This is a genomic window from Bacillus cereus group sp. MYBK15-3, from assembly GCF_051916765.1.
In the GTDB taxonomy this organism is placed as follows: Bacteria; Bacillota; Bacilli; order Bacillales; family Bacillaceae_G; genus Bacillus_A; species Bacillus_A cereus.
The window spans coordinates 417,502-442,482 of the sequence record NZ_JBQAHG010000002.1 but is presented as its reverse complement, the minus strand read 5'-3'; the positions used below and the strand labels follow the sequence as shown (position 1 = coordinate 442,482).

Below are 24,981 nucleotides of genomic sequence, written 5' to 3'. Positions count from 1 at the left end.
GAAGCAACGATGAGATGCGACAGTTATCTGAACCGGACTTTTTAAACTTCCTTTCAATACACGTTTAAAAAGGAGGATTTAGAGAACCAAGCAGATCGAGGCGCTGAAGCCAGGAGGAGCGCAGTGTAGAAAAATACTACTCGAGCACCGGACTGGCGAAGCAACGATGAGATGCGACAGTTATCTAAACCGGACTTTTTAAACAACCTCTCAAAAAAAGTCTAGATGGTATTAGTATAACCATCTAGACCCTATTCTTACTTCTCTTCTTTTAAGCTTAATTTTAAGTTTAACTCTTCAAGCTGTGCTTCTGCAACTGGGCTTGGAGCTTCTGTTAATAAGCAGCTTGCGCTTGCTGTTTTTGGGAATGCAATTGTATCACGAAGGTTCGTACGGCCTGCAAGTAACATAACAAGACGATCTAAACCTAATGCGATTCCGCCGTGTGGTGGTGTACCGTATTCGAATGCTTCTAATAAGAATCCGAATTGCTCTTGCGCTTCTTCTTGTGAGAATCCAAGTGCTTTGAACATTTTTTCTTGTACGTCACGCTCGTAAATACGAAGTGATCCACCACCAAGCTCATAACCGTTTAATACAAGGTCATATGCTTGTGCACGTGCTTTTTCTGGTGCTGTTTCTAGTAACTCAACGTCTTCACGGAATGGCATTGTGAATGGGTGGTGAGCTGCGAAGTAACGATCTGCATCTTCATCGTACTCAAGAAGTGGCCAATCCGTTACCCATAGGAAATTATATTTACTTTCGTCAATTAACTCAAGCTCTTTACCTAGACGTAAGCGAAGTGCACCTAAGCTATCTGCAACAACGCTCTTCTTATCTGCTACGAATAGTAATAAGTCGCCAGCAGTAGCCTCTAATGTGCTCATTAACACATTTGCATCTTCTTCACCGAAGAATTTCGCAATCGGTCCTTTTAAGCCGTCTTCTTCAACTTTAAGCCAAGCTAGACCTTTTGCACCGTATACTTTCACGAATTCAGTTAATGCATCGATGTCTTTACGAGAATATTTACTTGCAGCACCTTTTGCATTAATTGCTTTTACTTGTCCGCCGCTTTCTACAGCACTTGTAAACACTTTAAAGCCACAACCTGCTGCAAACTCAGATAAGTCTGTTAGTTCCATTTCAAAGCGTGTATCTGGCTTATCAGAACCGTAGCGAGCCATTGCATCAGCATATTTCATACGAGGGAATGGCGCACTAACTTCTACACCTTTTGCATCCTTCATAACTTTCGTCATCATACGCTCCATCATATCTAAAATTTCATCTTGTGTTAAGAATGAAGCTTCGATATCAATTTGCGTGAATTCCGGTTGACGATCCGCACGTAAATCTTCATCACGGAAACAACGTGCTACTTGATAGTAACGCTCAAATCCGCCGACCATAAGAAGCTGTTTAAATAACTGTGGTGACTGTGGTAGTGCATAGAATTCACCATCATGCACACGACTTGGTACTAAATAGTCACGAGCTCCTTCTGGCGTGCTTTTCGTTAAAATTGGTGTTTCTACTTCTAAGAACTCTTCTGTGTCTAAGAAGTTACGAATTGTTTTCGTTACGTCATGACGCATTTTGAATGTGTTAAACATTACTGGGCGACGTAAGTCTAAATAACGATATTTTAAACGCACATCTTCTGATGCATCTGTATCATCAGCAATGATGATTGGCGTTGTTTTCGCTGCATTTAGTACATTTACTTTTGTTGCTTGTACTTCAATACGACCAGTTGCCATATTGTCATTAATTGCGCCTGCACCACGTTCAACAACTGTACCTTCTACGTGTAATACGTACTCGCTACGAATTGTTTCTGCTACTTCTAACGCTTCTTTTGATGTTTCTGGGTTAAATACAACTTGTACGATACCTGTACGGTCACGTAAATCGATAAAGATTAATCCACCTAAGTCACGGCGTTTTTGTACCCAACCTTTTAATTGAACTGTTTGTCCAACAGCTTCTACTGTTACTTTTCCACATGCATGTGTTCTTTCAGCCACTGTAAGTTCCCCCTATATTAATTTCTCTGCTACGTATGAAGCAAATACATCTAACGCTACTTCTTCTTGTTCACCTGTTGCCATATCTTTTAAGTTAATGATGCCTTTATCTAGCTCATCTTCTCCTAATACAGCTACAAATTTCGCCTTTAGACGATCTGCTGATTTAAATTGTGCTTTCATTTTACGATCTAAATAATCTTTTTCAACTGACAATCCAGCTTTACGAAGATCGAACGCAACTTTTGCAGCATGGTCTTTCGCTTTTTCGCCAAGCGCCACAACGTAACAATCAATACTATGTTCAAGTGGTAATTCAATGTTTTCAGCTTTTAGCGCCATAATTAAACGTTCAATACTCATTGCAAAACCGATACCTGGCATTTCTGGTCCACCGATTTCTTGTACAAGTCCGTTATAACGGCCACCACCGCTTAATGTAGTGATCGCACCGAAACCTTCTGCCTCACTCATAATTTCAAAAACAGTGTGTTGGTAGTAGTCTAAACCACGCACTAAGTTCGGATCTTTTTCAAACGGAACATCCATCATCGTTAATAGCTCTTGAACTTTTTCGTAGTATACTGCTGAATCTTCATTTAAGTATTCTGTAATAGATGGTGCTGTTCCCATTAATTCATGGTTACGGTCCTTCTTACAATCTAAAATACGAAGAGGATTCTTTTCTAAACGAGATTGACAGTCAGAACAGAACTCATCGATACGTGGCTCAAAGTGTGCGATTAACGCATCACGGTGTGCTTGACGGCTCGCCGCGTCACCTAAACTGTTTAATACAACTTTAATATTTTTCAAGCCCATGCCGCGGTAAAATTCAACAGCAAGTGCAATTACTTCTGCATCAATTGCAGGGTCATTACTGCCGATTGCTTCGATACCGAATTGTACGAATTGACGATAGCGACCTGCTTGTGGTCTTTCATAACGGAACATTTGACCGATATAGTATAATTTCGTTGGTTGTGTTGCATCACCAAACATTTTATTTTCAACGTAAGAACGTACAACAGGTGCAGTACCTTCTGGACGTAATGTTAAGCTACGCTCTCCACGATCTTGGAATGAGTACATTTCTTTTTGTACGATATCTGTCGTATCACCAACACCGCGTAAAAATAGCTCAGTGTGCTCAAAAATTGGTGTACGAATTTCTTTATAATTGTAACGACGGCAAATTTCGCGTGCTTGCCCTTCGATATACTGCCATAACTCAACAGTGCCTGGAAGAATATCTTGCGTTCCGCGTGGGATTTGAATAGACATATTCAGTTCCTCCTCAAATTGTTTTAATCTTAATAAAAATAAAAAAACTCCCGCCTCTACTGTTTGAACAGTAGGGACGAGAGTATTATACCCGTGGTGCCACCCTAATTGAAGCACTTATGCTTCCACTTTTTTAATAACGCTTAAATATGCGTTCATCCCTACTAAGCGTATATGCCGTTCAAGTTGAAACCTCTAGAGTGTCATTCAATCAGTCATCATGTAGAAATGTTTTCAGCCTAAGACATTCCTTCTCTTTCCATGTGTGTCTCATTTACTCTTCTCTATCAACGGTTATATTCATATGTAAATATAAAATTACTATACGTTTGTTAAGTAGGATTGTCAAGTGCTCTAAGAACGTTCAATCTGCTTCTTTAAACGCTTTACATCTTGAAGAGAAATCCCAAACTCGGAAGCAAGCTCCATTGAAGTATTGTTTTGCTCTTTTGAAATAAAATCATGAAAATTCACGTTAAATAGTTGATTTGCACCATTTGTAACAGAATGCCCTTTTTCATTCATACGCATACGTATATCCCTCACATTCAATATGGATGTTTTACTTTTTATTGTTCCATATTGATGAAAGAGTTATACATAACCAAAACTGCTATTAATTCCAAATAAATGAACAAAACATACAACAATGTATAAAAAAGAGAGGATTATATAACCCTCTCTTTTTTATCAACACTATTTACTTTCTACAATTAAGGTCACCGGACCATCATTGATTAAAGAAACATCCATCATTGCTCCGAACTTCCCTGTTTCCACATGTAATCCTTGTTTACGAACTTCTTCATTAAAGAAATCGTATAAACGCTCTGCATAATCAGGTTTCGCAGCATCCATAAAGTTTGGACGTCTTCCCTTGCGGCAATCTCCGTATAATGTGAATTGCGAAATAGATAGAACTTGTCCTTCTACATCAAGTACAGAATGATTCATCTTTCCGCTCTCATCTTCAAAAATACGTAAGTTTGCAATTTTTTCCGCAATGTAAGTTGCATCTTTTTCTGTATCTTCGTGCGTAATGCCAACTAGTAATGTTAAACCGAACGGAATTTGTCCTACGATCTCACCGTCTACTGTGACAGACGCTTTCTTTGATCGTTGTAAAACAACTCTCATCTTTCTACACTCCCTATTAATGCATCATGCGTCGTACTGCATAAATTTCTGGAACGCGTTTAATGCGTTCTACTACTTTTTTCAAGTGTTGTAAGTTACGAATCGAGATTGACATATTAATTGTTGCCATCTTATTACGGTCACTTCTACCAGAAACAGCTGAAATGTATGTTTTCGTCTCTGTAACAGCTTGCAGTACTTCATTTAATAAACCGCGGCGATCGTAACCTGAAATTTCAATATCAACGTTATACTCTATTTCTTTTTCAGGGCTACCTTCCCACTCAACTTCTAATAAACGTTCTATCGCTTCTTCTGTATGAACATTTACACAATCACGGCGGTGAATCGATACACCTCGGCCTTTCGTAATATACCCAACGATATCATCACCCGGAACTGGGTTACAGCATTTCGATAAACGGATTAATAAATTATCAGCACCGCTTACCTTTACACCAGAATCCCATTTTCGAATTTTCATCGGTTTACGAACTTCTTTAACTTCAACAATTTCTTCTTCTTCGCGTTGCTTGCGGAACTTGTCCGTTAGTCGCGTAACAATTTGCGAAGCTGTAATTCCGCTATATCCAACTGCTGCAAACATATCTTCTTCATTTGCAAAGTTAAATTTCTCAGCGACGCGTTTTAAGTTATCAGGCGCTAATACTTCTTTCATCTCATACTCTAGACCACGTACTTCCTTTTCAACAAGTTCACGGCCTTTTTCAATATTTTCGTCTCTACGTTGTTTCTTAAAGAATTGACGAATTTTATTTTTCGCATGAGATGTTTGAGCAAGTTTTACCCAATCTTGACTTGGGCCATATGAATGTTTCGACGTTAAAATTTCAATGATATCGCCGGTTTTTAATTTATAATCCAGCGTTACCATTTTCCCGTTTACTTTTGCACCAATTGTTTTATTCCCAATTTCCGAATGGACACGATACGCGAAATCAATTGGAACCGATCCAAGTGGTAATTCCATTACATCGCCTTTCGGTGTAAAGACGAATACCATGTCAGAGAATAAATCAATTTTTAATGACTCCATAAATTCTTCTGCATTAGAAGCTTCATTTTGCCATTCTAATATTTGACGGAACCACGTGAGTTTCTTCTCTAATGTACCTGTTGTTTCTGCTGTTTTTCCTTCTTTGTATGCCCAGTGTGCCGCGATCCCGAATTCTGCAATTTCGTGCATTTCTTTCGTACGAATTTGCACTTCAAGTGGATCACCTTTCGGTCCAATTACAGTCGTATGAAGAGATTGATATAGATTTGCTTTTGGCATTGCAATATAATCTTTAAAACGACCTGGCATCGGCTTCCAGCACGTATGAATAATTCCAAGCACTGCATAACAATCTTTGATACTATTTACAACAACACGTACAGCTAATAAATCGTAAATTTCATTGAACTGTTTATTTTGCAGTGCCATTTTACGATAAATACTGTAAATATGTTTCGGTCTTCCAGAGATCTCAGGTTGAATTGCAACTTCTTTTAATTTCTCACGAATACCAGTCATTACTTCGTCTAAGTATTCTTCACGTTCTGCACGTTTACGCTTCATTAAATTTACAATACGATAATATTGTTGTGGATTTAAATAGCGAAGTGACGTATCCTCTAGCTCCCATTTAATAGTACTAATTCCGAGTCTATGTGCTAAAGGTGCAAAGATTTCTAGCGTTTCATTCGCTATGCGACGCTGCTTCTCTTGAGGCAAATGTTTCAATGTACGCATGTTATGAAGACGATCAGCTAGTTTAATTAAAATAACTCGAATATCTTGAGCCATTGCAATAAACATTTTGCGATGGTTTTCTGCTTGTTGTTGTTCGTGAGATTTATATTTGATCTTCCCAAGCTTCGTAACACCATCAACAAGCATAGCAATTTCTTTGTTAAATTCCCGTTCAATATCTTCTAACGTAATCTCTGTATCTTCCACTACATCATGTAAGAAACCTGCTGATACCGTAGCTGGATCCATGTGTAAATCAACTAAAATACCTGCAACTTGAATTGGATGAATAATATACGGTTCACCCGATTTTCTGTATTGTTCGCTATGCGCATCGCGTGCATATTCATAGGCACGTGCTACTAGCTCAATATCTTCATCCACTAAATATTGACTTGCTTTCTCGAGTACCTGTTCAGCTGTTAGTACCTGCTCATTTGCCATCGAATCACCTTTTATTGAAAATTGACTTTATCTTTATTTAATAGAATAAATTATATTCTATCATTATAACCCAATGATTGTGAATTGTGAAAAGGAAAAGATTTTACTGACATTTCACCATGATTTTTTGTTCAATTATACAAAAGTACCCGCTCCTCTCCAAGAGATTCACGGGTACTTTTTATCACCGTAGTTTTACCTATATAGTGATTAGTATTTTTCTAATACTAATACATCGTAACCATCTAACATTTTACGACCATCTAAGTAAGTAAGCTCTACTAAGAATGCAATCCCTGCTACAACTCCGCCAAGTTCTTCAACTAGCTTAATTGTCGCTTCGATAGTTCCACCTGTAGCTAATAGGTCATCTGTAATTAATACGCGTTGACCTGGCTTAATTGCATCTTTATGGATTGTTAAAACATCTTTACCATATTCTTTACCGTAGTCAACTGTAATTACTTCACGTGGTAATTTTCCTAATTTACGAACTGGCGCAAATCCTACTTCTAACGCATAAGAAACTGGGCAACCGATAATGAAACCACGAGCTTCTGGTCCTACTACAACATCGATATCTCTTTCTTTTGCGTATTCAACGATTGCATCTGTTGCTGCTTTGTATGCTTTACCGTCATTCATTAAAGGTGTAATGTCTTTAAACACAATACCTTCTTTCGGATAATCCGGTACAATTGCGATATGTTGCTTGAAATCCATATTTCTGAATCCTCCTCAGATCTAAAAGGTTTGTAAATACAAATCCTTTACCCTAACTGTTCTACTTCTTTATGATTACGAATCGTTTCAAACCATGTATATAGTTGCTGATATGTGCTATAAACCAATTCTTTTTCTAATTGTAAGTGGTTCATTTTCTCACGATATGTGTTCGATTCAATTAAATCACGCTTTTGTTTTTTGTCTGCCATAAAAATGACGCCATCTTTTATTGTAACAAATTCTAACTCAAAAAACACCTGTGTCATAAAATTTACTGTATCTTTTGACCAACCTTTATGACGACATAGTTGTTCTCCATATTGTCTTAAAGAAAATGGTGTTTTTTGGCTTAAGAAAGAATAGTACCATTTAAAGTGTTCTCTCGTCGGAACTGTACTAAATAAGTGGTTATTCTCTTGATAAAATAGCGTATAAATCCGCGCTGGGAATCCTGCCTTAAATAACTCACGTAATTCATCGGTTCCTTTTGGTAAATCAAGTAACACGATATATTGATCATCTAAATGCGTTACTTCTGAAGCATGCATGAGCTTTTCTTTATAGCTCTCTAAAGAAAATTTATTCAATACCTCTTCAGAAAAATACACCATTGTTATTTTTTCTTTCGGAAGTTCTGCTAAATTTGCTTCTGCATTACGCATACTACGCCAATCGAATAATTGCCACGCCTCTACAGCAATATCTTGTACCATTAGTTGTGGCTTCTTAAAATTATTCCATTCATTGATGGATGCTTCTCCTATTACAGATACTTTTGCAACTGGAGAGATTTCTTTCGCATATGCACCAAAACCAAATCCAATTGTATCCAGTGTTGCTTGTCCATCACGAAGAGCCATTTTTAAATGAGAACCATCTGATCCGATTGCGCGAATGCTTTCTAACTCTGCATCTTTTACTGCAATACGTGGTTTCGGATTTCCAATACCAAACGGGGCTAGTTTTTGCATATCTTCAATTGCCGCTAGCGTTACATCCTCTACTTTGCAAAAAACATCAACTGCTGTAATTGGAATAAAATCTTCTTCTGTTAAAATCGCATCTGCTTGTTCATTTAATCGGCGACGTAATTCATCTACATCATTCATATGTAGCGTCATTCCCGCTGCCATCGGATGCCCTCCGAAGTGTGGCAATAACTCTCTACAATCTGATAAGTTTGCAAACAAATCAAATCCTGCAATACTACGTGCTGAGCCTTTTGCTGTTTCTTTTATAGGATCGATGCTTAATACAATCGTCGGACGATAAAAACGTTCAACTAATTTAGAAGCAACAATTCCAATTACCCCTGGGTTCCAGCCTTCTTTTGCAAGTACTAATACTTTGTTTTCTTCTGGCGGGAATTTATTTTCAACTTCAGCGATAGCTTCTTCTGTAATTTGCTTTACAATATCTTTTCGCAGTTTGTTCAGCTCATCAATTTCTTCGGCCAACTCTTTCGCTTCCTCTGGATCATCTGATAATAAAAGGTGTACAGCCGGCGCAGCATCTTCTAAACGCCCAACCGCATTAATACGAGGTGCAATTGAGAAGCCAATACTCTCTTCTGTAATTTCACTTTGCGAAACGTTAGCAACTTTAAACAATGCCTTCAAACCAATATTTCTCGTCATACGCATATGTTTTAAACCGCGTTTCACTAGCAACCTATTTTCACCATGAAGTGATACTAAATCGGCTACTGTACCGATTACTGCAATCTCTAATAAATGTTCTGGTACACGGCCTAATAGTGCATGCGCAACTTTAAACGCAACACCTACACCAGCTAAATAGTGAAACGGATATACGCCACCTTCTAATTTCGGATGTATAATCGCAAGCGCTTCTGGCAATTCTGGCGGTGGCTCATGGTGATCTGTAATAATTAGATCTATTCCAAGCTCTTTCGCTACATTCGCTTCATGTACTGCTGCGATGCCAGTGTCGACAGTAATAATCAGTGAGAACCCTGCGCTATGCGCCCAACGAAACGCTTCTTCGTTCGGTCCATACCCTTCTGTAAAACGATTTGGAATGTAAAATTCTACTTCTGCACCTAATTCTTGAAGAGCAAGATATAAAACCGTCGTACTACTTACTCCGTCCGCATCGTAATCACCAAATATTAATATTTGCTCTCCATTTTGAATCGCCTTATTTACACGTTCTACCGTTCTATCCATTCCTTCTAATAAAAATGGATCATGAAATTCTTGATTTTCTGTATTTAAAAAATCTAAAATCTTATCTTCTGTATCTAGTCCTCTACCGAGGAATAATGAAACGACAAGTGGCGATAAATGTAATTTACTTGCTAATTCACTCACTCGCTCGTCATTATATTCTTTTTCTTTCCAACGCGTCTTCGGTTGTAACACGAAATCACCCCTTAACCTGTTCATTATACAAGACAGATTAAGGGGTGACAATATAATGCAAACTACGATGCAATATCTATATACTAAAATGTTAATGATGTTTAATTTGGAGAATACGGATTTATATGTACGAATACATTTTGTACATTATCTTGTTTCATAAGTATTTCTTTCACATGTTTTCCAATACGGTGTCCTTCTTCTACAGTAATGTATGGATCTACAGACACTTTAATATCGACAATAACATAATGACCATGCTCCCGTGCATATAAAGAACCAATTTTTTTCACACCATCTACTTGAAGAACTGCTTCTCTAAGCGGAATAACATCCTCCTCATGAAGAACATGGTCAAGCGTTGCATGAATTGCTTCCGCTCCAATGCTCCATGCCATTTTTACAACAAGAAGCGAAACAACTAATCCTGCAATCGGATCAGCATATACAAGCCAGTCTATACCAAGCTTACCACCGAGTATAGCTGCACAAATACCGATTAAAGCTGCAATTGAAGAAAATACATCCGAACGGTGCTCATATGCATTTGCAATAATTGCATCACTATTTACCCTTTTCCCTAATCGGAATTTATATTGAAACATTCCTTCTTTCACGACGATTGAAAGAACAACAGCAAAAATCGTAATTCCTTTCGGCGGTTCTAGTTCTTGCGAAAAAGCTTTTATAGATGAAATTGCGATTTCAAGTCCCACAATAAATAATAATACCGCAACAATAATCGCTGAAATCGATTCCGCTTTACCATGACCATACGGATGATCTTCATCAGGTGGCTGCTTTGCCGCTCGCAATCCAAAAAATACAGCTAGCGAACCAATTACATCTGATGCAGAATGCACGGCATCCGCTAATAGCGCTTTACTGTTCCCAATATAACCAATTACCGCCTTTACAATCGCTAATATAATATTACCAACGATCCCGACAATGGCACCAAACTCGGCCTGTTTAAAACGTTCATCTTTTTCCATAATTAAAATCCCTTCTTTTCTTAACCTATCTTTTTATTTTAACAAAAACAGCGATAACACCAACACTTTCTTCCATCTTCTTTCTGTTAAAAAGTTGCTATCTTATTGTATCCACAAACGAAAAAAGAGATGCCTCATAAAGAGACATCATCTTTTCTATACTTGCGGTTCAGATTCTACTTTCTCAACCTTCTTCTTGTTTTTTCCCTTTTTCAAACGACGGTTTTCAAGCATTAACCAAATTTGAGAGGCAACGAAAACAGAAGAGTACGTACCTACAATTAATCCAACAAGTAACGCAAACGAGAAGTTACGTAGTGACTCACTACCGAAGATAAGCAGTGCAATTACTGGGAATAACACTGTTAATACGGTATTAATCGAGCGACCAAGCGTTTGGCGAATACTTGCATTTACGATTTCTTCTAGATCTTTTATATCGCGCACTCGTTTTTTCTGTTTGTATAATTCACGGTTTCTATCAAATGTAACAATCGAGTCATTAATAGAATAACCGATGATTGTTAGTACTGCAGCGATAAACGTTAAGTCTACCTCTAGTTGGAAAATACTAAACATAACAACCATAACGAAAGCGTCATGTAATAATGCAAGTACTGCAGATAACGCATACGTAAATCGGAATCGAATACTTACGTATAAAATGATAACCGCAGAAGCAATCAGTACAGCGATAAATGCATTTCGTGCAATTTCTTTACCGATTGTCGGTGAAACTGTACTTATGTTTGGATCTGTACCATATTTATCGTGGAAGAATGTTTTTGTTTTCGCAATTTCATCTTTTGATAAAACACCTAATGTACGAACTGCGAAACCTTTATTGTCATCTCCAGTCGGTACAATATTTTCTTCCTTCACATCAATGTTCAATTCTTTAAAATCTTTATGAACATCAGACACCGTAACGGCTTGTTTTGATTGCAAGTCAATACGTGTACCACTTGCAAAGTCAATACCAAGATTCAATTTGAAAATTGGTAAGATAATTGCACCCGCAATTACAACTACAATCGAGAAGATAAGGAATTTATGACCGATATTTACGAAGTTAATACGATCAAATCTCGTTGGCGGATGTACTACACCTTTTGTTAATGGAATAATATCCTTTTGTTTCACACCAAAATATCCTGGTTTTTTATCAAAGTAACGGCTCTTTACAAGTAAACCTAGTAAGAAACGAGTACCGAATACGTTCGTAATAAAACCAACTAAAATACTTACGATTAAACTTGTTGCGAATCCTTTTACAGAGCTATTACCATAAACGAATAACACACCAGCTGCCGCAAGAGTTGTAACGTTTGCATCTAGAATTGTTGCTAATGAACGATGGTTACCAGCGCGGAATGCCGACATCATGGACTTACCAATTTTCAACTCTTCTTTCAGTCTCTCGTACGTAATAATATTCGCATCAACTGCGATACCTACTCCGAGCACTAACGCCGCAATACCTGGCAACGTAAGAACTGCATGCATCCAGTTAAAGACAAGTAATGTAACGAAAATGTATAAACCTAACATAATAACCGCTACAAGTCCTGGTAAACGGTAGAATACAAGCATAAATAAGAAAATAAGAGCGATACCAATCGCACTAGCGAAAATCGTTTGCTCTAAAGCTTGTTGACCAAACTTCGCTCCAACAGATGTTGAATACATTTCTTTTAAATCAACAGGAAGTGCACCTGCATTTAATAAAGATGAAAGTTGTTTCGCACTTTCAACTGTGAAGTTTCCACCTACAATAGATACTTCAGCTTGGTTAAATACTTGGTTTACTGTTGCTGCTGATAAGAACTTCGGATTCGGTTTTGCAGATTCTGCCTTGTACGAATCTTTTCCTTCTTCAAAATCAAGCCAAATTACCATTAAATTCGTTGGTGGTGGCATTTTTGAAATTTTTTCAGTTACTTCACGGAATTTTTCAGCGCTCTTTAGTGTAAGACCTACGCTCGCACGGCCTTGCTCATCAAATGTTTGCTTCGCTCCGCCGCCTTTTAAATCCGTTCCGTCCATAAGAAGATTATCATCTACATCACGGAATGTTAATTTCGCTTGTGTTGATAACATTTCACGTGCTTTTTGCTGATCTTGTACACCAGCAAGCTGTACACGAATTCGATCTTGCCCTTCGATTTGAATGTTCGGCTCACTTACACCGAGAACATTGACACGATTCTCAAGAGCACCTACTGTACTTACAAGTACGTCTCGATCGATTTTGTCACCTTTTTTGGCTGGTTTTACTTCATACAGAATTTCAAAACCACCGCGAAGGTCTAGTCCTAGACTAATTCCTTTTGCTATGTCTTTTCCTGCCGCACCAATTACTCCACCGATTAATAAAACGATGAGGAAAAAGGCGGCAATTCTCGTACCACGCTTTGCCATATGTACCCTCTTTCCGCTACTAACACTTTAAATAAATCTCTTACGATTCACTTTTACACGTGTGCATACGTCTAGTTAGTAGACTTCCTTTCTATAATTTTGCTAGCTCATCACTAGCTGTGCCGGTACGTTTTCACGATACCTGCACTTTCATTATTTGTTTTCTCTCTTCACTACCTCCTTTATATATGATCTTAGACATAATTATTTCCTGATTATCAATACCTATCATTATACTGCAAAAGGAAGAACAAACCAATTGCAGTCGGTTATTTATTTTCATATTCATCAAATGACCAAAGTGGCGCTTGATATGCTTCAACAGTTAAATATGTCATATATTCATTAGCACTTACTGTTAATACGTCATTAACTAATTCATACAATCTAACATCGCTGTCTATCTTCTTCCACTTTTTTACTTTAAGAAACTTCCAAATGTCATCATCTGTCACTCTGTCGTAGCCGAACATTTGAAACTCTTCTACTTTACTTTCTAAAACGACTTGTAACTGTCCGCGGTATGATTCTACCAAAGCCTCTCTATCTAACATCTATAACATCTCCTTCTTATTTCGCACGAAAAGTCGCTTTTATTCCCGCTCTAATGGACAGCAATAACTACTTTCAAGAGCACTATCATATTTCACTCTCTTAAATGCTTGTCATTCTTGTCTCGTACGTGCATATAAATTATTGTAAATCATTCCATTGATTTTGAGAAGGTAGGAGAAGAACATGACGAGACAAAGCTTTTTAAAAGGCGCATTTATTTTAATGATAGCCGGCTTTATTACAAAAATACTCGGCTTTATCAACCGCATAGTAATGGCACGTATTTTAGGAGAAGAAGGCGTTGGTCTTTATATGATGGCCGTTCCTACATTCATTTTAGCAATTACATTGACACAAATTGGTCTTCCTGTCGCAATCGCAAAATTTGTAGCAGAAGCGGAAGCTGTGAACGATAAACAAAGAGTTAAAAAAATATTAACCGTATCACTAGCTGTTACATCCGTTATTAGTATCATTTTAACAATCGGAATTATGTTCCTCACACCTATTTTAGCAAAAACATTATTAACCGACGAAAGAACGTACTATCCATTAATGGCCATTTTGCCCGTTGTTCCTGTTATTGCTGTTTCTTCTGTTTTGCGTGGTTACTTTCAAGGGAAACAAAACATGAAACCTAGCGCTTATGCGCAAGTTCTAGAACAAGTCGTCCGCATTACCATTATTGCTATATGCATTCAATTATTTTTACCTTACGGCATAGAATACGCTGCAGCCGGCGCTATGTTATCAGCTGTTCTCGGTGAAGTTGCATCGTTATTATTTTTACTCACGTTATTTCAGCGAGAAAAACATTTATCAATACGCTCTGGATTTTTCACTACTGTAAAGGAAAGCAAAGGGACATTTTATTCTCTGATGGATATTGCCCTTCCAACTACAGGAAGTCGTTTAATCGGCTCCGTTTCATATTTTTTTGAACCTATTGTCGTTATGCAAAGCTTAGCAATCGCTGGTGTCGCTGCTTCTGTTGCAACCCAGCAATACGGTATATTAAACGGTTATGCATTCCCGCTCCTATCACTACCCGCCTTTATTACATACGCTCTCTCTACAGCGCTCGTCCCTTCTATTAGTGAAGCAATGGCAAAAAGACAACATAAATTAGTGGAGCACCGTTTACAACAAGCACTTCGAATTTCATTAATTACTGGCGGATGGTCTGTCGTTATATTATACGTATTCGCTTCTCCTGTTTTAACTCTTATGTATGGATCAGACAGCGCAACAGCATTCATTCAACTTCTTGCGCCTTGCTTTTTATTTCATTATTTCCAAAGTCCACTTACCTCTGTTTTGCAAGCTTTAAACTTAGCAAGAGCTGCAATGATGAATACATTTATTGGTGCCATCGTGAAATTAATCGTTATTTTTGTACTAGCATCAAGGCCAGAATTTCAAATGATGGGGGTTGCTCTCGCTATTGCTGCAAATATTGTAACAGTAACATTTCTTCACTACGCTACTGTTTTAAAAAAGATTACATTTACCATTTACGCAAAAGACTATATTTTCGGCGGACTCGCCATCGGTATCGCAGGCGCCTTCGGTTTTTATCTTCATAAATATATTATTTTCTCTCATGCCCTTGGCATACAAACATTATGGGAAATCACTTTAACAACAATTGTTTATATCGTACTTCTCTTCACTTTCAAACTCATTCGAAAAGAAGAGTTAAGTCGTCTCCCTATCATTCGTAAACTTTCATTTTTGAAATAAGGTGAAACTTTAATCAGTGGGGTAATCTCCACTGATTATTAGTTACACTAATCATTCTTACTCTTTCAAAGAATAAGTCTCTAATTTTCTTTTACATCAACAAAAAATTTTCCGTTTTGAAAACTACAATATAAAATTTGTGTTACATCGTTATAACCTAAGTTTTTTAATTTCTCAATAAGCCATGCATCTGTATGTTCAATCATTTGTAAATGACTAGATTGAATTTCTCCATCAATAATAAGAGGAAGCGTAAACTGCAATGTATCTTGTTTATTTTTTTGTTTTTGAAAGACAGATAACTTCCCAGACGGTTCCAAAATAGCATATTCTACATCCCGAATATCTCCAACTCCTTGTTCCCTTAATTGCATCATTAAATCATCTATATTATAACGTTGCTTTCTCATCTTCTTTTCATCAATCTTTCCCGCGTTTACAAGAATAGCCGGCTCACCTTCTATTAAATGCCGAAAGCATTGATACTTTAGGGAAATGACTGACAAAATAATTTGGATGCACATAAGAAAAGTCATCGGAACTAATTGATGCCAAAGTGATTTATCGGTATTTTCAATTGCCACTACAGCCATTTCTCCAAGCATAATAAATACGACTAAATCTAATACACTTAGCTCTCCTATCTCACGTTTACCCATAAGACGAAAAATAATTAAGATGATGATATACAAAAGCATTGTCCGTCCAATTATTGATATCCATTCCATTTCTACATCTCCTTTTTTACGTATAGACTCCCCTATAAAAAAGAAACTAGTCTAACTTAGACAAAAGGAAAATATGCTTGTATTAAAAAGGGGGAATGCATAAATGGATGGAACGAAAAAATTATCAACTGCAATTGGCTTCGGTATTATTACACTACTAATTCTCGCATCTATTACTAGCATGATTATGGCTCTTTTATTAAAGTTTACGAATATAAACGAAGGGACATTAACCGTTACTATTTTTATACTCGCTCTTTTATCTATGCTTATGTCTGGATTTACTGCCGGCAAAAAGGCTCAAGGAAAAGGTTGGCTAGTAGGTCTCACAACAGGTCTCACGTTCACTATACTCGTTTTTCTAGTTAACTATTTAGGCTTTTCTCAAACTTTATCGAACTCACAATTACTTTATCAATTAGCATTAATGGGGGCGAGTACACTCGGTGGTATTTTCGGTGTAAATATGTCAAAGCAAAGTAACTAAAAAAGGCCCTGCATATTTCATGCAGGGCCTTCCAAATTAGTTTTTCACAACTTCACGAATCGCATTGCGATCGAACGTTAAGTGTGAACCACCAGATTTAATAACAATTTTCGTCTCATCTACTGATTCGATTGTACCGTGTAAACCACCGATTGTTACGATAGCATCACCTTTTGCTAACTCACTTTGCATTTGAGCAACTGCTTTTTGACGTTTTTGTTGCGGGCGAATTAATAAGAAATAGAAAATCGCAAACATCGCAACGATCATAACGATATTCATCATACCTGCATTCATCTTTTGTTCCTCCTTTTAAATTATGTATTAGAAGTTTTTAGCATTCGGTTTATTAAAGCCATACTGTTCAAAGAACTCTTCGCGGAAATCGCCAAGACGGTCTTCACGAATAGCTTGTCTCACCTGCTCCATTAAGTTTAACAGAAAATGAAGGTTGTGATAAGACGTTAAACGAATTCCGAACGTTTCATCACATTTCATTAAGTGACGAATGTACGCACGAGAGTAGTTTTTACATGTGTAGCAATCACAGTTTGGATCAAGCGGACCGAAGTCTCTTGCGAATTTCGCATTTTTTACAACGAGGCGACCTTCACTTGTCATACATGTACCATTTCGAGCGATACGAGTTGGAAGTACGCAGTCAAACATATCAATACCACGAATTGCGCCATCGATTAACGAGTCAGGAGAACCTACCCCCATTAAGTAACGAGGCTTATTATCTGGAAGAAGTGGTGTTGTAAACTCAAGTACACGGTTCATAATATCTTTCGGTTCACCTACAGATAAACCACCTACAGCGTAACCAGGGAAGTCCATTGAAACAAGATCTTTCGCACTTTGACGACGAAGCTCTTCGTACTCTCCCCCCTGTACAATACCGAATAAACCTTGATCTTGCGGACGTTCATGCGCTTTTAAGCAACGTTCTGCCCAGCGGCTCGTACGCTCTACAGATTTCTTCATATATTCAAAAGTAGCTGGGAATGGTGGACACTCATCAAATGCCATCATAATATCTGAACCTAATGCATTTTGGATTTCCATCGCTTTTTCTGGTGATAAGAATAATTTATCTCCATTTAAGTGATTACGGAAGTGAACGCCTTCCTCTTCAATACGACGGAAGTCACTTAAACTGAATACTTGGAAACCACCAGAGTCTGTTAAGATTGCACGATCCCAGTTCATAAATTTATGCAAACCGCCTGCTTCACGAATAATTTCATGACCTGGACGTAGCCATAAATGATACGTATTACTTAAAATAATGCCAGAATCCATTGCTTTTAATTCTTCTGGTGACATTGTCTTAACTGTTGCAAGTGTACCAACTGGCATAAATGTTGGTGTATCAAATGAACCGTGCGGCGTATGCACACGACCTAAACGGGCACCCGTTTGTTTACATGTCTTAATAAATTCATAACGAATTGCTGTCATAACTTACTCCTTTTATTTGTTTCTCATTTTAGCGTGAGATGCAACGAACATTGCATCACCGAAGCTAAAGAAACGATATTTTTCTTTTACTGCTTCATTATAAGCATGAAGTACATTATCTCTATTTGCAAATGCACTTACAAGCATAATTAATGTTGATTTCGGTAAATGGAAGTTTGTAATTAAACCATCAATTGCTTTAAATTCATATCCCGGATACATGAAAATATCTGTCCATCCAGAAGCGGCGCAAAGCTTACCTTCATGATCTGTTGCAATTGTTTCTAACGTACGAGTTGATGTCGTACCTACAGTAATAATACGTCCACCATTCTCTTTCACACGATTTAATAATGCCGCTGTCTCTTCAGACATATGATAATATTCTGCGTGCATATGGTGTTCTTCAATCGTGTCTGCAGAAACTGGTCTAAATGTTCCAAGTCCTACGTGAAGTGTAATGAATGCTAACTGAACGCCTTTTTGCTTTAACTTCTCAAGTAACTCTTCTGTAAAGTGAAGTCCCGCAGTCGGCGCTGCTGCTGAACCGATTTCTTTCGCATATACTGTTTGATAGCGATCGCGATCTTCTAGCGTCTCTTTAATATATGGAGGAAGTGGCATTTCCCCAAGTTCATCTAAAATTTCATAGAAGATGCCGTCATATGAAAATTCAAGCTGACGTCCACCTTGATCTGCAGTTCCTGTGCAAGTTGCTTTTAATTTCCCTTCGCCAAAAGAGATAACAGTTCCTTCTTTTACACGTTTCGCTGGCTTTACAAGCGTTTCCCACTTATCACCTTCTTCTTGTTTTAAAAGAAGTACTTCAATGTGCGCGCCTGTATCTTCTTTCACACCGTGCAAACGAGCAGGCATAACTTTCGTTTCATTTAAAACTAAGCAATCCCCCTCATGTAAGTAAGAAAGAATATCCGTAAAATGTTTATGCTCAATATCACCTGTTTCACGGTCTAACACCATTAATCTTGATGTTTCACGCTCTTCTAACGGGACTTGTGCAATAAGTTCTTCTGGTAAATGAAAATCAAACAGATTTATATCCATAGCTATATCCACCTATTTCTTATTTAAATCGATTTATTATATACATAATAAAAGATAATACAATACTTAACACAATACATGTAATGATAGGAAAATAAAAGGTAACGTTTCCTTTTTTCACAAAAATATCGCCTGGAAGCCTTCCAATGAACTTCCAAGCTAATCCAACAACGATGAGTAAGATCCCGGCTGTAATAAGCAGCTTTGGCATCTCCGTCATACTTTTGGTATCTCCATTCCGAAATGTTCATACGCAAGCGGCGTTACAATTCGGCCCCTCGGCGTTCGTTGTAAAAAGCCAATTTGTAATAAATACGGCTCATACACATCTTCAATCGTATGAGATTCTTCTCCAATTGTTGCTGAAACCGTTTCTAATCCAACTGGACCGCCACGGAATTTCTCAATAATACCAAGCAGTAATTTATGATCAATATGATCTAGACCTAATTTATCTACTTGCAGTAGCTCTAATGCCATTTGTGTAATTTCCATCGTAACCGTTCCATTACCACGAACTTGTGCGAAATCACGTACACGTCTTAAAAGACGATTCGCAATACGAGGTGTACCACGAGCACGTCTTGCAATTTCTAATGCAGCTAATGAATCGATTTCAACTTCAAATACTTCTGCTGTACGTTCAACAATCGCAGAAAGCTGATCTACTGTGTAGTACTCTAACCTTGAAAGTACACCGAAGCGGTCACGCAGCGGTGCCGATAATGCTCCAGCACGTGTTGTTGCTCCAACTAATGTAAATGGCGGTAAATCTAGGCGTACAGAACGTGCTGAAGGCCCTTTTCCAATTACAATATCAAGGCAAAAGTCTTCCATCGCAGGATACAATACTTCTTCAATTGATCTATGCAAACGATGAATTTCATCAATAAATAATACATCACCTGGCTGAAGCGCTGTTAATACAGCAGCTAAATCTCCTGGTCTTTCAATTGCGGGACCTGAAGTTGTTCTAACATTAACGCCCATCTCATTGGCAATAATATTCGCAAGCGTCGTTTTACCAAGACCTGGTGGTCCATATAAAAGCACGTGATCTAACGTTTCTTCACGCATTTTCGCCGCTTCAATAAATACTTCTAAATTATGTTTCGCTTTATCTTGGCCAATATACTGACGGAGCGTCTGTGGCCGTAATGAATATTCTAAATCCGCATCTTCATATGCAGATTCCCCTGAAAGGAGACGTTCGTCCATTATACTCACCTCTTACCATTTAGTAAAAGACTAAGTGCCTTTTTAATATACTGATCCGTCGTTAATGCTTCTTTTAATAACTCTGGTACAACACGAGAAACTTCGCGTTCTGCGTATCCAAGTGCGCGCAGAGCTTCCAGTGCCTCATCAAGCTCAGCTGATGAACCTTTATTCTCATCAAAACGTTCTGTGTCTGAGAATAAATCAACAAATGCATCTGGTACGACATCTGCTAGTTTTCCTTTTAAATCTAAAATCATTTGGCGTGCTGTTTTCTTTCCGACGCCTGGGAATTTCACTAAAAACTTCTCATCTTCATGCTCAATCGCTTGAACGACCTGTCCTGTTTGACCAGAAGCTAAAATTGCAAGAGCGCCTTTTGGCCCAATGCCAGACACGCCTAACAACTTTGTAAATAATAAACGCTCTTCACGTGTTTTAAAACCGTAAAGTGCCATAATATCTTCTCTCACATAATGATATGTATAGACACGGATTTCTTGCTTACTTCTTTGAAATACATACGGATTTGGTGTGAAAATTTGATAACCAATTCCATTATGATCAATTACGACATATTCCGGCCCTACATACTCCACGTAACCTGTAACATATTCAAACAAAATACGATCTCTCCCTCTTAAATCATGTATTCCATTTTAACATATTTAATGATAGAAAAGCGAGACTGCCCCAACAAATGTTCTCCACTTGAAACTTCTGTTATTTTCCATTGACAGAAAGGTTAAAGCACCTTAATATACAGAAGTCGATAATGATTATCAATACTAATTAAAGGGGTTACATCAGGATGAAACGTAAGCTATTTATTTTATTTACTATTATGCTTGTTGTTCTTTCTATCGTTGGCTGTTCTTCTCAAAAAGAAGAATCGAAAGCAAAAGAACAACCGAAAACAAAAGTTGTAAAACATGCTAAAGGTGAAGCTACAATTCCAGTAAATCCAAAGAGAATTGTTGACTTATCTGGATCAACAGAAGAACTATTACTTCTTGGACATAAACCTGTTGGTACAGCAAATACATATAAAGATAAAATCCAAAATCACTTAACAGACAAGTTAGATGGAGTAAAAGCAGTAGGTTGGTACTGGGCACCTAAAGTTGATTTAGAAGCTGTTACTGCTTTAAAACCAGACTTAATTATTTTAAACAACCGTCAATTAAAAATTTATGATCAACTAGAAAAGGTTGCACCTACAGTTGTTCTAGAAACAAACTTAGAAGACTGGCGTGGTAAGTTTAAAGAAGTAGGTAAGCTATTTGACGAAGAGCAGAAAGCAGACAAATGGATTGCAGACTACGAGAAGAAAGCAGACTCTTTATCTAAAAAAATTAAAGAGAAAACAAAAGATGAGAACTTTATGTTCGTTGCAGTTACACCACAAAACTTCCGTGTATACGGTAGCTTCGGATACGGTGACATCATCTTTAATGACTTAAAACTTCCAGCAACAAAAGGTACGGATTTAAAACAAACGATGGCGCAAGTATCACTAGAAGGTCTAGTTGCATTCCAGCCTGACCAAATGTTTATTGTAAACTTCGGCGGCGAAGCTGATAAAGTTTACGAAGACTACAAAAACAGTGCCGTTTGGAAAGACAATAAAGCAGTTAAAAATAATCACGTATATGAAGTATCAAATGAAGTCTTCAATACGAAAGCATTCAATCCAATCGGAAAAGATATGCTAATTGATGAAATCGCAAAAGAAATTTTAGCTAAAAATAAATAAGAAAAAAAGCAGCTCACCATGAGCTGCTTTTTTTCTTACTTTGAACTGCGTATTGCTTCATTTTTTCAATCGTCTTCACAAAACCTTCTTTTGATTTAATACGAATGCCACGTTTCAATTTCGCACGTTCATAGCTCTCAAGCTTTTTCATATCAATTTGAAAGAAAGAATGGATCGCATTATCATTTTTTGGCACACCTTTGAAAATTTGTAATATCCCTTCCTCTGAAACACCAAAATACCCGCTCGTTTTCAATAACGGAGAAATATCATCAACTTTCTTTTGCAATACAATTTGTACATCATCACGATCAACGAGCTGCCATTCTTTATACTGCTGTAAAAACTTTTCTAAATCCGTCACTTTTTCTGTAAGTATTTCTTCGCTTACTTCGCCATCAACATACATACGCTCTAATAAAATTGTAACCTCAGGTTCTTTTTTCGTTACCTCTGGTACTGGCCCTTCCGCCTTCACATTCGTTTCATAAACGAAACAAAACATCATAACGAAAGCTTGCATCGCAATCAGTATCCATTTCATTTCCGTTCACCTCTTTTAGGCAAAATCAAACTTTCATTAGTAGTTTTTCCGGAAATGGGGGTTTTATCCATATTACATTTCTTTCGAAAATATAAAAAATGCAGATAAGGATTCACCTCATCTGCATGTATCATTTACTTTTATATAAAATGAAAGACGCCTGCAAAGCAGGCGTCTTGATGCGTTTACGGCGAGAGACCAGGCGACCACATTCGCGTGTTTAGCACTTAAGCATATCTCTCGTCTTACGTAAATTAGCTCATCGCTTTGCTAATATAACATTAATAAAGTATAAGTGCAACATGTTTATAAAAATATTTTATTTCCTCTTTCATCTAAACAAATTATATGTAAATTATAAATTGATAAATGTAATATATACGTTACAATTAATGTAACAGCGAAATTATAATAAACAGGAGATGGGTAGTGTAAAAAAAATAAAGGATGAACGTCTCATTCTGCAAACGTTAAAAAACGTACGTATTGCTTTTCTTTTTCAATCACTTGGTATAATCGGTATTTTAGGCTATATCGGATTCACTGAAGGAATAGATCAAATTACGAAATCTCCATTATGGCTAGTATTTATTCTTACGAGTATGATCCTTAGTTATTTACAGTTAAGTGTTTCAATTGATGTAGAAGAAAGTGAAAAGGAGATAAAATTAACTCCTTATTACAAAATTGTTTTACGCTCTCTTATTGTAGGAATCGTTATGGCTATTATTTATATCATTTTCAGTCCAGAAAGCCCCCTATTTGAAGCTATTTTAACAGGTGGTATTCTCTTCATATGCTTTTTAGGTTCTTATTCCATTAGTTATTTTATTAAAAAACGTCGTTTACAAGACGAAGATGAATAAAGAGGAAGGGCTCCCCCTTCCTCTTTTGTTTTGCTATCGCACTGTACCAGTTAAACCGTAACGAATGTCTCGGAACATATTTCCTATATCACGATTAAAATCGTTTGTAACTGTACCGTTACGTAGACGCGTACTCATTGCATCGACACGAGTAAACATATCATTTCTTACAGAAACATATACGTTTCTGTTTCCAACTTCATTTGCAACAGCTTGACGAATTTCGTTCGCCATCGCCGTTTCATTTGTCACTGTGTTACGTGGTTTTACCGCAATCGCTACATCGTTTCCATATACAACTGTAGACACACGGTCTACGTTATTCATACGTTTCACACGATTTGTTATTCTTTCAGCTGTTTTACCATCATTGTTAATGTATGAATTGTTCATTGTAATATTACGAGTTGGATGCGGATTAGCAATTTGTCCATTGTAATTTACATCACGGTAATAATTGTATCCTGTATCGTTACGACCATTTCTATATGTTACATAATCTGTATAACGATCATTACGCGTCACATTATCACGATACTGGTGTGTATCATTATAAGATGTACGCTCGTAATTGTAGTTACGTCCATCCATTGCATTGTTTTTTGGTGTACCACATGCAGCTAATGCACTAGTAACTAACAAAGAAGCAGCAATCACTTTTACTTTCGTATTCAATACAAAAACCCCCTCTGTTAGAATGAGCTTCTCTACTGAAAAGCTCCCTCTTATGATGAGTAACAGAGAAGGTTTTTACACTGTTAATATTTCACTGGGAATTTTCTAGCACTTCATAAAAAAACTGCATTTTCTTAATCAACAAGAATGCAAAAAAGGCGGGAATACTCCCGCCTTTTTAAACTTCTTCTTCGTCCTCTTCTTCTGAAACGGGCTCTCCAAATACATTTGGTGGATCTGGTTGATAATACATCGTTCCTGGCTGTGGTGCATATGCAGACTGAGTTGGTTGATAATATAAAGGATTCGCATATTGCGGACCGCCTGGTTGTGGACTATATAGTCTACTTTCTCCTCCGCATCCACAATCTTCCTCCCCCTGCACAAGCGGCGGCATATTATTATCCATTGGCATCATATTCGGGTTTGGCATAGACGTATATTGCGGTCCAAACGGCGCTCCTTGCTGATATGGCATTTGATATGGATTTGGTTGTTGATAATACGGATTCGGCGGCATCATGGGCTGTTGATACGGCATTTGATAGGGCATCATATTTGGTGGTTGATTGTTATCCATAATCGGCATCATGTTCGGCATTTGATTGTTATCCATAATTGGCATTATATTCGGCATTTGGTTATTATCCATGATTGGCATCATATTCGGCATTTGGTTATTATCCATAATTGGCATCAT

Annotated in this window: 23 protein-coding genes and 1 other annotated feature; of the genes, 4 read left to right on the top strand and 19 right to left on the bottom strand. The window is 37.4% G+C overall.

Annotation, left to right across the window (positions count from 1 at the left end):
• Positions 1–257: 257 nt before the first annotated feature.
• The 10 genes from aspS to ACTFR8_RS10635 form a co-directional block, all read right to left on the bottom strand.
• Positions 258–2,033, bottom strand: coding sequence for an aspartate--tRNA ligase (gene aspS / locus ACTFR8_RS10680; protein ID WP_000840886.1), 1,776 nt, complete (start codon positions 2,031–2,033; stop codon positions 258–260).
• A 12-nt stretch (positions 2,034–2,045) separates the two neighbouring features.
• Entirely contained in the window at positions 2,046–3,317 is a 1,272-nt protein-coding gene (gene hisS, locus ACTFR8_RS10675; protein WP_000027078.1) for a histidine--tRNA ligase, read from the bottom strand.
• A gap of 69 nt (positions 3,318–3,386) precedes the next feature.
• Positions 3,387–3,617: a binding site (T-box leader), on the bottom strand.
• Positions 3,618–3,671: 54 nt separating this feature from the next.
• Positions 3,672–3,848, bottom strand: a complete 177-nt coding sequence (locus ACTFR8_RS10670) for a hypothetical protein (RefSeq protein ID WP_001242605.1) — start codon at positions 3,846–3,848, stop codon at positions 3,672–3,674.
• Between the two features lie 165 nt (positions 3,849–4,013).
• On the bottom strand, positions 4,014–4,454 hold the full coding sequence (locus ACTFR8_RS10665; RefSeq protein ID WP_001266965.1) for a D-tyrosyl-tRNA(Tyr) deacylase: 441 nt from the start codon (positions 4,452–4,454) through the stop codon (positions 4,014–4,016).
• Between the two features lie 16 nt (positions 4,455–4,470).
• Positions 4,471–6,654, bottom strand: a complete 2,184-nt coding sequence (relA, locus tag ACTFR8_RS10660; protein ID WP_001262811.1) for a GTP diphosphokinase — start codon at positions 6,652–6,654, stop codon at positions 4,471–4,473.
• A 210-nt stretch (positions 6,655–6,864) separates the two neighbouring features.
• A complete protein-coding gene (locus ACTFR8_RS10655) occupies positions 6,865–7,377 on the bottom strand; it encodes an adenine phosphoribosyltransferase (RefSeq protein ID WP_000346215.1) in 513 nt (170 codons plus the stop codon).
• A 47-nt stretch (positions 7,378–7,424) separates the two neighbouring features.
• Positions 7,425–9,764 (bottom strand): single-stranded-DNA-specific exonuclease RecJ, encoded by a 2,340-nt coding sequence (gene recJ / locus ACTFR8_RS10650; protein WP_000941220.1) that lies wholly within the window; start codon positions 9,762–9,764, stop codon positions 7,425–7,427.
• 101 nt (positions 9,765–9,865) lie between these two features.
• The gene (locus ACTFR8_RS10645; protein WP_000409729.1) at positions 9,866–10,759 is read right to left on the bottom strand and encodes a cation diffusion facilitator family transporter; all 894 of its coding nucleotides are present in this window, start codon (positions 10,757–10,759) and stop codon (positions 9,866–9,868) included.
• 156 nt (positions 10,760–10,915) lie between these two features.
• Positions 10,916–13,180: a protein translocase subunit SecDF gene (gene secDF / locus ACTFR8_RS10640; RefSeq protein ID WP_001119065.1), complete on the bottom strand. Its 2,265-nt coding sequence runs from the start codon at positions 13,178–13,180 to the stop codon at positions 10,916–10,918.
• A gap of 269 nt (positions 13,181–13,449) precedes the next feature.
• Positions 13,450–13,734 carry a post-transcriptional regulator gene (locus ACTFR8_RS10635; protein ID WP_000886978.1) on the bottom strand — a complete coding sequence of 95 codons (285 nt, stop codon included), beginning with the start codon at positions 13,732–13,734 and terminating at the stop codon, positions 13,450–13,452.
• Positions 13,735–13,918: 184 nt separating this feature from the next.
• On the opposite strand from ACTFR8_RS10635, the gene spoVB reads away from it, so the two are divergent.
• Complete coding sequence (gene spoVB / locus ACTFR8_RS10630) at positions 13,919–15,478, top strand: stage V sporulation protein B (RefSeq protein ID WP_000198300.1); 1,560 nt, start codon at positions 13,919–13,921, stop codon at positions 15,476–15,478.
• An 80-nt stretch (positions 15,479–15,558) separates the two neighbouring features.
• Here spoVB and ACTFR8_RS10625 read toward each other — a convergent pair whose 3' ends face one another.
• Positions 15,559–16,206: a DUF421 domain-containing protein gene (locus tag ACTFR8_RS10625; protein ID WP_000454815.1), complete on the bottom strand. Its 648-nt coding sequence runs from the start codon at positions 16,204–16,206 to the stop codon at positions 15,559–15,561.
• Positions 16,207–16,309: 103 nt separating this feature from the next.
• Between ACTFR8_RS10625 and ACTFR8_RS10620 the strand changes: the two genes are divergently transcribed.
• Positions 16,310–16,693, top strand: a complete 384-nt coding sequence (locus ACTFR8_RS10620; RefSeq protein ID WP_000349131.1) for a TIGR04086 family membrane protein — start codon at positions 16,310–16,312, stop codon at positions 16,691–16,693.
• A 36-nt stretch (positions 16,694–16,729) separates the two neighbouring features.
• Here the strand turns inward: ACTFR8_RS10620 and yajC are convergent, their stop codons facing one another.
• From yajC to ruvA, 6 genes are read right to left on the bottom strand one after another with little or no spacing between them, the layout of a single operon-like run.
• Complete coding sequence (gene yajC / locus ACTFR8_RS10615) at positions 16,730–16,990, bottom strand: preprotein translocase subunit YajC (RefSeq protein WP_000991115.1); 261 nt, start codon at positions 16,988–16,990, stop codon at positions 16,730–16,732.
• A gap of 27 nt (positions 16,991–17,017) precedes the next feature.
• Positions 17,018–18,157: a tRNA guanosine(34) transglycosylase Tgt gene (gene tgt / locus ACTFR8_RS10610; RefSeq protein ID WP_000125365.1), complete on the bottom strand. Its 1,140-nt coding sequence runs from the start codon at positions 18,155–18,157 to the stop codon at positions 17,018–17,020.
• A 12-nt stretch (positions 18,158–18,169) separates the two neighbouring features.
• Positions 18,170–19,222 carry a tRNA preQ1(34) S-adenosylmethionine ribosyltransferase-isomerase QueA gene (gene queA, locus ACTFR8_RS10605; RefSeq protein ID WP_000354034.1) on the bottom strand — a complete coding sequence of 351 codons (1,053 nt, stop codon included), beginning with the start codon at positions 19,220–19,222 and terminating at the stop codon, positions 18,170–18,172.
• Between the two features lie 19 nt (positions 19,223–19,241).
• Positions 19,242–19,442: a DUF2905 domain-containing protein gene (locus tag ACTFR8_RS10600; protein WP_000138162.1), complete on the bottom strand. Its 201-nt coding sequence runs from the start codon at positions 19,440–19,442 to the stop codon at positions 19,242–19,244.
• On the bottom strand, positions 19,439–20,440 hold the full coding sequence (ruvB, locus tag ACTFR8_RS10595; RefSeq protein ID WP_000344449.1) for a Holliday junction branch migration DNA helicase RuvB: 1,002 nt from the start codon (positions 20,438–20,440) through the stop codon (positions 19,439–19,441). The genes ACTFR8_RS10600 and ruvB overlap by 4 nt, the downstream gene beginning before the upstream one ends.
• Positions 20,441–20,445: 5 nt before the next feature.
• Positions 20,446–21,063, bottom strand: a complete 618-nt coding sequence (ruvA, locus tag ACTFR8_RS10590) for a Holliday junction DNA helicase RuvA (protein ID WP_000464513.1) — start codon at positions 21,061–21,063, stop codon at positions 20,446–20,448.
• Between the two features lie 188 nt (positions 21,064–21,251).
• On the opposite strand from ruvA, the gene ACTFR8_RS10585 reads away from it, so the two are divergent.
• The gene (locus ACTFR8_RS10585) at positions 21,252–22,196 is read left to right on the top strand and encodes an iron-hydroxamate ABC transporter substrate-binding protein (RefSeq protein ID WP_100619246.1); all 945 of its coding nucleotides are present in this window, start codon (positions 21,252–21,254) and stop codon (positions 22,194–22,196) included.
• A gap of 13 nt (positions 22,197–22,209) precedes the next feature.
• Here ACTFR8_RS10585 and ACTFR8_RS10580 read toward each other — a convergent pair whose 3' ends face one another.
• Positions 22,210–22,740 carry a BofC C-terminal domain-containing protein gene (locus ACTFR8_RS10580; RefSeq protein ID WP_000871174.1) on the bottom strand — a complete coding sequence of 177 codons (531 nt, stop codon included), beginning with the start codon at positions 22,738–22,740 and terminating at the stop codon, positions 22,210–22,212.
• Between the two features lie 422 nt (positions 22,741–23,162).
• Here ACTFR8_RS10580 and ACTFR8_RS10575 point away from each other — a divergent pair, with 422 nt between their 5' ends.
• Positions 23,163–23,606, top strand: a complete 444-nt coding sequence (locus ACTFR8_RS10575) for a hypothetical protein (protein WP_002005756.1) — start codon at positions 23,163–23,165, stop codon at positions 23,604–23,606.
• A gap of 33 nt (positions 23,607–23,639) precedes the next feature.
• Here the strand turns inward: ACTFR8_RS10575 and ACTFR8_RS10570 are convergent, their stop codons facing one another.
• Positions 23,640–24,281, bottom strand: coding sequence for a YhcN/YlaJ family sporulation lipoprotein (locus ACTFR8_RS10570; RefSeq protein WP_001093541.1), 642 nt, complete (start codon positions 24,279–24,281; stop codon positions 23,640–23,642).
• Positions 24,282–24,981: the final 700 nt, after the last annotated feature.